We start from the raw sequence: 12,138 nt of genomic DNA, 5'->3' as shown, positions 1-12,138 counted from the left end.
TACGCACACATATTGCAAAATAATAATAATTTCACGCTAAAATTAATCTGCTAAGTGTTTCTTTCACACTTAGTAAAACCATACTTTTAAGGTCTTATTAAATTAACGCTCATATGATCATCATTGCCGACGGCGGCTCAACCAAAACTAACTGGTGTTTAATCACCGATGAACAAAAAAAGATACTTTTCAACACGGAGGGTTATAATCCTTACTTTTCGAGTACTGCTTATATTGTTCAGTCGTTAAAGGACAATCTACCAACCGATCTGGAAATTGAAAAAATAACGGAGGTAAATTATTACGGCGCAGGTTGCTCCGTTGACGATAAGAAAAAAATAGTTGAAGATGCCATGAGCCTGGTTTTTGTTAACGCCAGGATAAACATAGGCCACGACTTACTTGCGGCAGCCAGGGCGGTATTGGGTATCAATGAAGGCTTTGCTGCTATTTTGGGCACAGGTACCAATACCTGCATTTACAACGGCAAAGAGATTACACACAACATTGACTCGTTAGCTTATATTTTAGGAGACGAAGGCAGCGGTTGTTATATAGGTAAAAAGCTTTTGGGAGATTATGTACGTGGCTATATGCCAGAACCTGTGCGTCAGCTTTTTTGGGAAACCTATAAATTAACGCCAGACGATGTTATTGACAATGTATACACCAAGCCATTAGCCAACCGGTTTTGTGCAGGCTTCAGTAAATTTGTTTACGACAATAACGTTCATATCGAGTATTCACGTAACCTTGTTAAAACATCGTTCCAGGATTTTTTCCGTAACCTGGTAACCCATTACCCCAATTACCAAAACTATACTTTTAACTGTATTGGTTCAGTTGGCTATAACTTCCGCAATGTGCTGGAAGAGGTAGTAACCGAAAACGGTATGGTAATGGGTAACATTATACGCTCGCCTATAGACAACCTGGTTAAATACCACCTGGAACTTGCCCCTACCAAATTATAAGCATCGGCCATATAAGTAGCCAGGAAGGGCTTTTATAAAACCTTACTTACAAACTTTTTAAGGCGGCGCCCCACAAAATAAAAAAGCGATGAGCAAGCCTCATCGCTTTTTTATTTACCCAAACACCGAAACGGAACTGACAGCAATTAAAGCGCTGACGATTAAAAGCCTATCTAAAATCAGTAACTATCAACTTTCCAGGTTCAAATCGTTCTGGAATATCTTAAAATATTTACGGCGATCAAATTTATAAAGCTTTGCCGCCCGGTACGAAACACCTTTTTGTTTCTCATCCAGTTCTTTTAAAAAGCCGTAGCTCAACATTTTTTTACGAAAGTTGCGTTTATCAAGCTTTTTATTCAATATGGCTTCGTAAAGCAGCTGCAATTGGGTAAGTGTAAATTTTTCTGGCAACAGCTCAAATGCAATGGGCTGATAGCCCAGCCTGCGCCTTAGTTTCTGGATGCTGCTTTCAAATATCTCATCATGGTCAAACGCGAGTTTCGGCAGCTCATTAATGGCATGCCAGCTTACCTTCTTGGCATATTGGGTAACCGGCCTGATCTCCTTTTGGCCAATTATCCTGATCAATGCATAATAAGCCACCGTAATTACCCTGCCTAAAGGGTGCCTGTTAACACTACCAAAGGTATGAAACTGCTCCATGTGCATATCACGAAAGCCCGTAAGTTCAAACAAAATACGCGTAGCAGCATCATCTAAACTTTCGTTATTCTCTACCAGGTTGCCGGGCAAAGCCCACCAATCATTAAATGGTTCCTGGTTTCGTTCAATCAACAAAACCTTCAGTTCCCCGGCCTCAAATCCAAAAATTACGAAGTCGATAGAAAACGCCGAATCAAACTTAGGTAGATCTGTTTCCAAAAGCTTTTAGTTCTAATTAAAAAAAATAAATATAGAGTGTTAATTCCATTCAAAAAAAATAAAAAATAAATTTACATAGTGTAAGTTTTACACAGTATCTTCGCTTATCTTTAATAAGCCAATTGCCCATGCAAAATATCCGGAAAATAGCTGTTTTAACGTCAGGTGGTGACGCGCCCGGTATGAACCCCTGCATCCGTGCAGTAGTACGCACAGCGATCTATAACAATAAAGAAGCCTTTGGCGTTATGCAGGGCTATCAGGGACTTATAGACAACAACATGTACGAAATGAAAACCCGCTCGGTGAGTAATATATTACATCTTGGTGGAACAATTTTAAAAACGGCGCGCTGCATGCCATTTAAAACCGATGAGGGCCAGGAAATTGCTTACCGAAATTTAAAGGAGCGCGAAATTGACGCATTGGTGGTTATAGGCGGCGACGGAACGTTTACCGGCGCATTGCGTTTCTCAAAAAGATACCCCGATATTGCTGTAATGGGCGTACCAGGTACTATTGATAACGACCTTTACGGAACTGATTATACCCTGGGCTTCGATACCGCAACTAATACCGTTATTGAGGCTTTGGATAAGATAAGGGATACCGCAGACTCGCACGACCGCTTGTTTTTTGTTGAGGTGATGGGCCGAGATGCGGGTTGCATTGCTTTAAGGGCCGGTATTGCCGGAGGTGCCGAAGCGATTATGCTGCCGGAGACCGAAACCGCGCTTGACGACCTGATCAATGATCTGGAAAGTTCACCCAATAAATCATCAAGCATCGTGATTGTTGCCGAAGGCGATCACCACGGCGGCGCATATGATATTGCCAAAATAGTTAAGGACCGGATTAAATCATATCACACTAAAGTTACTATCTTAGGCCACTTGCAACGCGGCGGAAGCCCCAGCAGCTTCGATCGTATTTTAGGCAGCAGGTTGGGTTACGCAGCAGTGAACGCCTTATTAAGGGGCGAAAGTCAGAAAATGGTTGGCCTGCGCGGCAATTCAATAGTGTTAACCGAACTGGAAGAAGCATTAACCAACCACGAATTTAAACTGGAAGACGATTTGATGGAGATGGTTAAGGTATTATCAATTTAATTAAATGATTGCAGTAGTTTACAGCGGTTCACATTTTGCTGACTGGCGCCTGGCCGTCAAGGATAAAACTGTGGCTACCTTCAAAACTCAGGGCATCAATCCTTATTTAAATGATGAAAAATTCATCCTTCAGCTACTCAATAAAAATATCAACCTCATACATCACGCCGAAGAAATAAAAAAAATATACTTTTTTGCCGCAGGAGCTTCATCTCCGGAAAGGATCGGGATGGTGAGCAATAGCTTAGCCACATTTTTTAAAAATGCTCGGATTTTTGTAGAACACGACGTATTAGGCGCGGCCATAGCTACCTGCAAAGAAAAAAAAGGCATTGTTTGTATTTTGGGAAGTGGCAGCAACGCCGCGTTTTATGACGGTAAAAAAATAAAACCAAATAACTACGGTTTAGGTTATATTTTAGCCGATGAGGGCTCGGCAAACTGGTTAGGTAAAACCTTACTCAAGAATTTCATGAACGAAACCTTGCCGGTAACCATAACAAAAAGGTTCACCCGGCGTTATGATTACGACAGGAAACAAATATTAGAGAAAGTGTACCGTCAGCCACATCCAGCACTTTTCCTGAGTTCGTTCACAGATTTCTATTCTGAAAACCGGGAAGACGTGTATATCAAAAACCAGATCAAAGCGGGATTTAAAAAATTCATCACTAATTATGTTACGCCCTTATTACAAGATGAACCCAGCGCCCCTGTATTTTTCACGGGCACTGTAGCAGCCGAATTTCAGGATTATTTGCTTGAAACTGCTGCAGAACTCAACATTACAGTAAGCAACATTATTAAAGAACCTATCAATAACTTATTAAAATATTACTCAAATAAAAATTAGAAAAAATCATGAAAATAGGAATTAACGGATTTGGCCGTATTGGTCGTTTAGCTTTTAGAGCAGCTATTGAAAGAGCCGATATTGAAATTGTTGGTATTAATGACTTAGTTGAGCCTGATTACATGGCTTACATGTTAAAATACGATTCAACTCATGGTCCTTTTAAAGGAACTATTGCTGTAGAAGGTGGCCATTTAGTTGTAAACGGTAAAACCATCCGTGTAACTGCAGAAAAAGATCCTGCAAATTTAAAATGGGGAGAAGTAGGCGCCGAGGTGATCATCGAATCAACTGGCTTATTTTTAACTAAAGAAACCGCACAAAAACACATTGACGCCGGTGCTAAAAAAGTAGTGATGAGTGCCCCTGCAAAGGATGATACCCCAACATTTGTAATGGGTGTTAATCACAAATTGTTAACTGCTGAAGATACTATCGTATCTAACGCTTCGTGTACTACTAACTGCCTTGCCCCTATCGCTAAAGTATTGAACGATAGCTTTGGTATTGAAGAAGGCTTAATGAGCACTGTACACGCTGTAACAGCTACTCAAAAAACAGTAGATAGCCCATCAGCTAAAGACTGGAGAGGTGGCCGTGGTGCTTACCAAAACATCATCCCATCATCAACCGGTGCTGCTAAAGCGGTAACATTAGTAATCCCTGAGTTAAAAGGTAAATTAACCGGTATGTCATTCCGTGTTCCGGTTGCCGACGTATCTGTGGTTGACTTAACCGTACGCCTGAAAAAAGGTGCTACCTACGAGCAAATTAAAAAAGCCATGAAAGATGCTTCTGAAGGCGAATTAAAAGGCATTTTAGGCTATACCGAAGATGACGTAGTATCTGAAGATTTTAAAGGCGATGCACGCACTTCGATATTTGATGCCAAAGCCGGCATAGCGCTGAATGATAACTTTGTAAAAGTGGTATCATGGTACGATAACGAATGGGGCTATTCAAACAAACTGATCGATATGGTTCAGGAAGTTGGTAAGTTATAATTACAGAATATATTATTGATAGATAAAGCCGGTTAATAGCCGGCTTTGTTGTTTTGGGGTAGGTAAAGTCGGTGGGGACACCGACTTGGGGAAAAAGTGGATCTGGGGAGTTTAAACTAACCTGTTGGGTAGTCGGTGTCCTCACCGACGATTTCACATCTTTCACATTTGCAAATCTTTCCCAGGCAGCTTTTCATGCCACGTATCCCCCGCCGCAGTCGGTGTCCTCACCGACGACTTCCCGTCTTCCACATTGCAGATTTTCTCAGGCAGTCTTTTCATCCCAGGTACAACACAACTCGCCGTAGTCGGTGTCCCCACCGATTACTTTCCATTCAGAAAAATTGCATTTGCCATAAGAAATCGCCATCTTAATCAGATGGAATTAGATACCGTATATTTCTACACAGCAACCATACTCCATTGGAAAAAACTTTTAGGACCTGAAAAATTCAAGCTCTTCGTTTTAAATAGCCTGAAATTTCTTGTCGAGAATAAAAAGATTAAAGTATACGGATTCGTTATCATGCCAAATCACATACACCTGCTATTTGAAAACATAGCCATAAATGGTAAAGAAATGCCATACGTGAGTTTCATGAAATTTACCGGGCACCAATTTTTACACGAGTTACGCAAAACCGACTTATTATTAGAATCATTCAAGGTTGAGCGTAATAGCCGGGATTATCAGTTCTGGCAACGTAATGCCTTGCCAATTGAAATATTCAGCCGAGAAATATGCGAACAAAAATTGGATTATATTCATCATAATCCGCTGCAAAGCCATTGGTCGCTGGTTGATGATCCAAACGACTACGAGTTCTCTTCATGCTCTTTTTATGAAAAAGACGATGATCGGTTTAACTGGTTAACGGATTATAGGGATATATTTTAAAAACCGCCGTGGTAAAGTCGGTGGGGACACCGACTTGGGGAAGGGCTTGGGAATGGGGAAACCGCCGGGCTTGAGAAACCGCCGGGCTAAAGTCGGTGGGGACACCGACTTGGGAAAAGAATATTTTGCCTCTTAGAAGCGATACAATTTCACATGAGCAATCACCCTCATTTCACAACCATCTCACAAACCAGTCAACTAACATTTTCATGTGCTCCGGTGTAGCCCGGTGGGGTTGGTTAACTGCGATATCCATTTTCAATTTCTTTTCCGCATTCACCGCCGTATAAGCTACTCTTGCCGATTCAAATGCTATTTGAGCGCCGGGCAGCGGGCAATTGGCATCTTTTTCGGTACTTAACACCAGCAGCGGCCTTGGTGCAAACAAACGGAGCATCGACGGGCAATCAAACTCTTCTGTAATTCCGGGCAGCAATTTATCCCAAACAGCTTTCACATTTTTTTGATTTAAAACCGTATCGCCCAAATCTTTTGCGGCCCTTAAATGTGTGGCTTGTATGGTACGGGCGCGCCCCTGCCAACGATTATTTTCCAGGCTCCAATTAAAACTTTGCGCGGCAATATCCAGTACGGCAACCTTTATCCGGGCATCAACAGATGCGGCCATCCAGGTTTCTATCCCACCCATGGAAATACCCGTCATGCCGATACGCTTGGGCTGCACATCGGCGCGGGTAACTAAGTAATCAGTTAAGCGCCACAGATCATAAGCGGTGTCCCACAAAAAGGGATGGGGTTGCTTAGCCGGCTCTGTATTTTCCCAGGCCTGGGTGGCTGCTTCAACATATTCTTTCGAGCCATGTGCTCCACCTGGAATACGCGCTCCATGATAACGAGCATCAATTGCCACGCCCATTATTCCTTTTCTGGTTAGCTGATAAAGTATGTTTTTTATTTCGCGGCCATCTTTACTACCTCCGGTGCTATGCAGCACAATAACCACCGGAAAATTTTTTGCTTTAGTAAGAGGCTTATAAATCAGGATAGGTACTTGCTCATCCTGCTCGCTGTAGATACTCCCTTTCTCAACTATGGCAGAGTCGGTAATTATCGACTTAAAATGTGGCCTGGGGTTCACCTTTGGTCTGTCCAACATTCGGTGAAAGTCGGTAGCCACCTGGGCTGCCGGTGGATATTGATCAGTCTGTGCAAATGTAATTGACACATATAAACACAATACCATACTTGGAAGCACAACTTTCAACCTGATTAGAAAAGGGAACATAGAGCTATAGGATTACGATTTAAAATTACGCTTTTGAGCTCATTAAATTATCCCCTTTTTACAAGGCATAAGCTAAAAATCACCATTTGATATTAGTAAACAAAAAGCCGGCATTGCCGGCTTTTTGTTTACTAATATCAAATGCCATTAAATCCTTTTAAGCACTGTAGCGCCTAAGGGTGGTATGTTTAGCACAACCGAATTTGGCTTCCATTGCCATTCGATTGTTTGTGTTTGTATTTGATTAGGATTGATGCATCCACTACCCCAGAATTTTTTATCGTCCGAATTGAATATCTCTTTCCAGGTGCCGCTTTGCGGTACGCCAATGCGGTAGTTTTTACGCGTTACCGGCGTCATGTTCAAAATAATTACCAGGTCGTCTTTCGGGTCGTTACCTTTACGGCTGTAAACCAATACCGAATCTGCGGCGTTGCCACCATCAATCCACTGGAAACCATCGGCACCAAAATTTCTCTCATATAAAGCAGGTTCACTTTTATACAGATAATTTAAAGCTTTTACCGTTTCTTTGGCACCCTGATGCGGAGCAAACTGAAGCAGATGCCAGTCGAGCGAATATTTGAAATTCCACTCTGAGCTTTGTCCAAATTCATCACCCATAAACATCAATTTAGTGCCTGGGTGGGTAAACATATAGCTGTATAACAAGCGCAGGTTAGCAAATTGCTGCCATTCATCGCCCGGCATTTTTCTTAAAATTGATTTTTTGCCGTATACCACCTCATCATGCGATAAAGGCAGCATAAAGTTTTCGGTGAAAGCGTATACCGTACTAAAGGTGATCTTGTTATGGTGATATTTCCGGTTGATAGGGTCTTCCTTAAAATATTTCAAGGTATCATTCATCCAGCCCATCATCCATTTCATGCCAAAACCTAAACCACCCAGAAATGTGGGGCGGCTTACTCCTCTAAACGAGGTTGACTCCTCTGCAATGGTTTGCACATCCGGAAAATGACTATAAACGGCCTCGTTAAATTCCTTTAACAGGGAGATGGCTTCAAGGTTAGTATTTCCTCCAAAAACGTTCGGCTCCCATTCGCCTTGTTTACGTGAGTAATCAAGGTAAAGCATAGAAGCTACAGCATCAACCCGCAAGCCATCTATGTGGTACCGGTCAAGCCAGAACAAGGCATTACTGATTAAGAATGCCCTAACCTCATTGCGGCCATAATTAAATATATACGATGTCCAATCGGGATGATAGCCCTTACGGGGATCAGCGTGCTCGTACAAGTGAGTACCGTCAAATTTGTAGATACCGTGCACATCGCCGGGGAAGTGCGAGGGCACCCAATCAAAAATAACGCCGATGCCTGCCTTATGAAATTCTTCGATCAGGTACATCAAATCCTGCGGACTGCCATATCTTGACGATGCCGCAAAGAAACCCACAATCTGGTACCCCCAGCTTGGATAAAAAGGATGCTCCATTAAAGGCATAAACTCTACGTGTGTAAAGCCCATTTCTTTAACATAAGGCACCAGCTTACCGGCCATATCGCGGTAGCTTAAAAACACATTCGGGTCTTCGGGGCCACGTGCCCAGGAGCCAAAATGCACTTCGTAAACCGAATAGGGTGCGTTTAACGCGTTATGCTTTTTGCGAATTTTCATCCATTCGCTATCATCCCATTCATAATAAGTATGGGTAACGATTGATGCAGTACGCGGCGGTTCTTCCCATCTAAGTGCGAATGGATCGCTTTTTTCCAGATCCTCACCTGTTGACGACTTGATATAATATTTATACGTTTCTCCATCGCCTACGTTCGGGATAAAGCCTTCCCAAATACCCGAACCATCCCAGCGTACATATAGCGGGTGCGAACCTCGGTTCCATCCGTTAAAATTACCAATAACCGAAATAAACTGCGCGTTAGGTGCCCAAACTGCAAAATAAGTACCTACCACATTTTTATGCGTAACCACATGCGAGCCCAGTTTTTCGTACAGCTTAAAGTGTTTACCACCCTTAAATAATCCTATGTCAAAGTCGGTCAATAAGCTGTAAGGCTCTACTGCCTTTAGCGGCTCAACCAAAGGCACATCTATATGGGTAACCACCTGTTGGGCTGGCTTAGGCACGGCCTCCTGGTTTACAGAAGCTGTAACGTTTTTTTTTGAAGACATCTTTGCCTTAACTTGCTTAGCGGGACTATCAGCCGCCTTTTGGGGAGCTGCCTTTGCTTTTACCTCTTGATTAACAAGAGCGTCAGCAACTGCCTTTTTAGGAGATGCTTTAACTTTTTGCGCCTTTAATACGGGTTCTGCAATTGGTTCAACGTTTGGATTAGTGGGTTTAGGGTTCGCTTTTTTAGCCATGGTACTCTAATATATATTGAGCTAACAACAATTCAGGTTATTTGATTTCACAATCGTAACTTTTGCACAAGTTAATGTATTAATCCCGATTGCAAATAGAGAAATGTGCAAATGAGTTGATGTGCCGATATGCAAATATTGTTTGGTAATGTGTCCATCTGCGTTTCGATCTACAATAATCAACATACTACATTGCAGGTTCAAACCCGTATCAGCTTTGACAACTTTTAAAAAGTTGTCAAAGCTTTGTGATGTTAATATCCCCCAATATAATAATCAGGTGTAATCCAAGCCCAATCGGTGAAATCAAATCTAATCGGTGAAATCCCAAAAAATCTATTTAAATATCTGTATCATCCTAAAATTTTTGTTAGCCTTAAAGCGATAACGCTCCAGTTCGTCAATATTGGTTTCGATGATTTGTTTATTGTCTACCAATACTTTAGATGGCTTAAACGGCAGGCCGATAACCTTCATCTCATAATTCTCATAACGCGGAGTGTATAATCCTTCCACTGATTGCGTGATGGTCATGGAGTTTTCGTCACCTGTGGTTACAAATTTTTTCTCTAAATAAATGTCCTGCTCGTAAGCAAAAGTTTCGCCGTAATCTTCAAAAAAGAAAGAATTTGCTTCGTAAGGCGCATAATAAACCTGGAATAGCAGTTCTTCAATCTGTTTTTCGCCAACAAACTGCATCACCGGCGATTCGGGTATTACCGATCCAGCTTTCACAAAGATCGGCATGGAATCAAGTGGTGTATCAACAACCAGTTCGTTGCCGCCCTTTATCTTTTCGTGCGTCCAGTAGTGATACCAATCCCCTTTGGGCAGATATACCTTTCGCGATTTAATACCCGGCGCCATTACCGGGCATACCAATATTTTATCGCCAAAAGTAAATTCGTCCTGGCGGTAATGATTAATCTCCACCTCCTGTTCGTGCATCACCAATGGCCTTAATATCGGGAAGCCATAGCGGTTATGCTCCCAAAAAGCCGAATAAAAATACGGCATCAGCCTGTAGCGCAACTCAATAAATTTACGATTGATGGTAGTATATGGTTCGCCAAAACTCCAGGGCTCGCGCTCGCGCGTATCGCCCGCGGAGTGCGCGCGCATAAAGGGCGAAAACACGCCCAGTTGTATCCAGCGTGTAAACAGTTCGCCATCCGGCTCCCCGCTAAACCCGCCTATATCCGTACCACAAAAAGGCACACCGGAAATGGATAAGCGCTGGCACTGGATATTACCTAATTTTAAATGCTCCCACGATGCCACATTATCGCCGGTCCAAACACAGGCATAGCGCTGCAGGCCCGAGTAACCGGCCCTGGTAATCGTAAACGGCCGTTTATTTTTCATCAATTTGCGCAGCCCTTCGTAAGTGGCACGCACCATTTGCATGCCATATACATTATGAGCCTTACGATGCGAGCCACGATGCCCATCGTATTGGTGGCGCACATCATCCGGAAAGGTACCTGCGCCAAACACTGCAGGCTCATTCATATCATTCCAAACACCGGCTACGCCCAACTGCACCAATTCGTCAAACAAACCGCCCCACCACTCGCGCACTTCAGGGTTAGTAAAATCGGGAAACTGGCAGCGGCCCGGCCAAACATGCCCTTCCATAAAATAATCATCGCTGCGGCGGCAAAAATATTTTTTTTCTTTGCCTTCCTTAAATACGCCGTAATTATCATCCACCCTGATACCGGGGTCAATAATAACCACGGTTTTAAAACCCTGGTCGCTAAGTTCCCTGATCATCTTTTTAGGATCCGGAAAGTACTTGCGGTTCCAGGTAAAGCAACGGTACCCGTCCATATAATCAATATCCAGGTAAAGCGCGTCGCAAGGGATCTGGTTATCGCGAAAACCTTTGGCTATCGCCCTCACTTTTGATTCGGGATAATAGCTCCACCGGCATTGATGATAGCCCAGTGCCCAGAGCGGAGGCATGGGGTGCGTACCCGTGAGGGTATGATACCGCTTCACCACATCCATCATATGCGGGCCGTGGATATAGTAATATTGCAGCTCGCCACCATCAGCCCAGAAGCTTGTTTTCGACGGATCTTCAGCACCAAAATCAAAATGCGATTTAAAAGTATTATCGAAGAATATACCGTGGGCTATTCCCTCGTTTAAACTGATATAGAATGGGATGCTACGGTATAGGGGATCCTGATCTTTAGCGAAAGAATAAGCATCTGTATTCCAGTTTTGCAAACGTTTGCCCTTCAGGTTAAGTTCGGTAGCCTTATCGCCCAAACCAAAAAAACTTTCTTTAGGGTGGCATTGCTTGGTTTCAAAAACATAATAGCCGCCAAAGGCAACATTCTCTTCCCAATGCATAGGTTTAGCATCGGCACAGGTAACATGGCTCTCATTATCCGAAAAAGAAATTAAAAAATCTTTTTTGCTGATATGGCAATTAACCGTGTTGGTTGATATGCGGTATTCATCGTCATTCTCAGATAAAGCGAAAACCGAAACTTTTTGGCTAATGCCTGTTACCGCGTACGAAAATTCGTCTAAAAACACGCCGTGAGGCGCCAGCCGTACCCGTATAATATCATCGCTGATGATGATCACTTCAACCTTGGCATTGCCATCTGCAAAGTAGAATTTATTCCTCTCCTGTAGCACACTTTTAACACTACCCAAATATTTTTTTACGATGGGTTTTAGCGCGGCAACGGGGTTATTTAAATGTTGTATTACTTCATCTACCACCAAACCTTGCTCTGGCAGATCGGGATCCTGTATTTTGTCCATGAATGTAAATATTGGGCTTAAAAAATAATTATA

At 42.8% G+C, this 12,138-nt stretch carries 9 protein-coding genes; 5 read left to right on the top strand and 4 right to left on the bottom strand.

The annotated features are described in order from the left end of the window. Positions 1 to 113 precede the first annotated feature (113 nt). On the top strand, positions 114 to 974 hold the full coding sequence (locus MUCPA_RS22345; RefSeq protein WP_008509489.1) for an N-acetylglucosamine kinase: 861 nt from the start codon (positions 114 to 116) through the stop codon (positions 972 to 974). A gap of 189 nt (positions 975 to 1,163) precedes the next feature. Here the strand turns inward: MUCPA_RS22345 and MUCPA_RS22340 are convergent, their stop codons facing one another. Then, the gene (locus MUCPA_RS22340; RefSeq protein ID WP_008509488.1) at positions 1,164 to 1,859 is read right to left on the bottom strand and encodes an NUDIX hydrolase; all 696 of its coding nucleotides are present in this window, start codon (positions 1,857 to 1,859) and stop codon (positions 1,164 to 1,166) included. A 128-nt stretch (positions 1,860 to 1,987) separates the two neighbouring features. Here MUCPA_RS22340 and pfkA point away from each other — a divergent pair, with 128 nt between their 5' ends. The 4 genes from pfkA to MUCPA_RS22320 all read left to right on the top strand — a co-directional run bounded on the left by pfkA (position 1,988) and on the right by MUCPA_RS22320 (position 5,723). Continuing rightward, positions 1,988 to 2,968 (top strand): 6-phosphofructokinase, encoded by a 981-nt coding sequence (pfkA, locus tag MUCPA_RS22335; RefSeq protein ID WP_008509487.1) that lies wholly within the window; start codon positions 1,988 to 1,990, stop codon positions 2,966 to 2,968. 4 nt (positions 2,969 to 2,972) lie between these two features. Further along, entirely contained in the window at positions 2,973 to 3,821 is an 849-nt protein-coding gene (locus tag MUCPA_RS22330) for a hypothetical protein (RefSeq protein WP_008509486.1), read from the top strand. Between the two features lie 8 nt (positions 3,822 to 3,829). After that, positions 3,830 to 4,825, top strand: coding sequence for a type I glyceraldehyde-3-phosphate dehydrogenase (gene gap / locus MUCPA_RS22325; protein WP_008509485.1), 996 nt, complete (start codon positions 3,830 to 3,832; stop codon positions 4,823 to 4,825). A gap of 526 nt (positions 4,826 to 5,351) precedes the next feature. Beyond that, positions 5,352 to 5,723: a transposase gene (locus MUCPA_RS22320; RefSeq protein ID WP_217220316.1), complete on the top strand. Its 372-nt coding sequence runs from the start codon at positions 5,352 to 5,354 to the stop codon at positions 5,721 to 5,723. A gap of 172 nt (positions 5,724 to 5,895) precedes the next feature. On the opposite strand, the gene MUCPA_RS22315 is transcribed toward MUCPA_RS22320, so the two are convergent. The 3 genes from MUCPA_RS22315 to MUCPA_RS22305 all read right to left on the bottom strand — a co-directional run bounded on the left by MUCPA_RS22315 (position 5,896) and on the right by MUCPA_RS22305 (position 12,105). Then, complete coding sequence (locus tag MUCPA_RS22315) at positions 5,896 to 6,969, bottom strand: alpha/beta hydrolase family protein (RefSeq protein ID WP_008509483.1); 1,074 nt, start codon at positions 6,967 to 6,969, stop codon at positions 5,896 to 5,898. Positions 6,970 to 7,116: 147 nt separating this feature from the next. Next, the gene (glgB, locus tag MUCPA_RS22310; protein ID WP_008509482.1) at positions 7,117 to 9,318 is read right to left on the bottom strand and encodes a 1,4-alpha-glucan branching protein GlgB; all 2,202 of its coding nucleotides are present in this window, start codon (positions 9,316 to 9,318) and stop codon (positions 7,117 to 7,119) included. A gap of 336 nt (positions 9,319 to 9,654) precedes the next feature. Beyond that, complete coding sequence (locus MUCPA_RS22305) at positions 9,655 to 12,105, bottom strand: glycoside hydrolase family 31 protein (protein ID WP_008509480.1); 2,451 nt, start codon at positions 12,103 to 12,105, stop codon at positions 9,655 to 9,657. Between the last annotated feature and the right edge of the window lie 33 nt (positions 12,106 to 12,138).

This window comes from Mucilaginibacter paludis DSM 18603 (assembly GCF_000166195.2).
Classification (GTDB): domain Bacteria; phylum Bacteroidota; class Bacteroidia; order Sphingobacteriales; family Sphingobacteriaceae; genus Mucilaginibacter; species Mucilaginibacter paludis.
The sequence above is the reverse complement of the archived record's forward strand: the minus strand, read 5'-3'. Positions and strand labels throughout refer to the sequence as shown.

Coding starts and splice junctions, on each gene's coding strand:
- MUCPA_RS22345 (WP_008509489.1), top strand. CDS start 114: ATGATCATCATTGCCGACGGCGGCTCAACCAAAACTAACTGGTGTTTA.
- pfkA (WP_008509487.1), top strand. CDS start 1,988: ATGCAAAATATCCGGAAAATAGCTGTTTTAACGTCAGGTGGTGACGCG.
- MUCPA_RS22330 (WP_008509486.1), top strand. CDS start 2,973: ATGATTGCAGTAGTTTACAGCGGTTCACATTTTGCTGACTGGCGCCTG.
- gap (WP_008509485.1), top strand. CDS start 3,830: ATGAAAATAGGAATTAACGGATTTGGCCGTATTGGTCGTTTAGCTTTT.
- MUCPA_RS22320 (WP_217220316.1), top strand. CDS start 5,352: ATGCCAAATCACATACACCTGCTATTTGAAAACATAGCCATAAATGGT.
- MUCPA_RS22315 (WP_008509483.1), bottom strand. CDS start 6,969: ATGTTCCCTTTTCTAATCAGGTTGAAAGTTGTGCTTCCAAGTATGGTA.
- glgB (WP_008509482.1), bottom strand. CDS start 9,318: ATGGCTAAAAAAGCGAACCCTAAACCCACTAATCCAAACGTTGAACCA.
- MUCPA_RS22305 (WP_008509480.1), bottom strand. CDS start 12,105: ATGGACAAAATACAGGATCCCGATCTGCCAGAGCAAGGTTTGGTGGTA.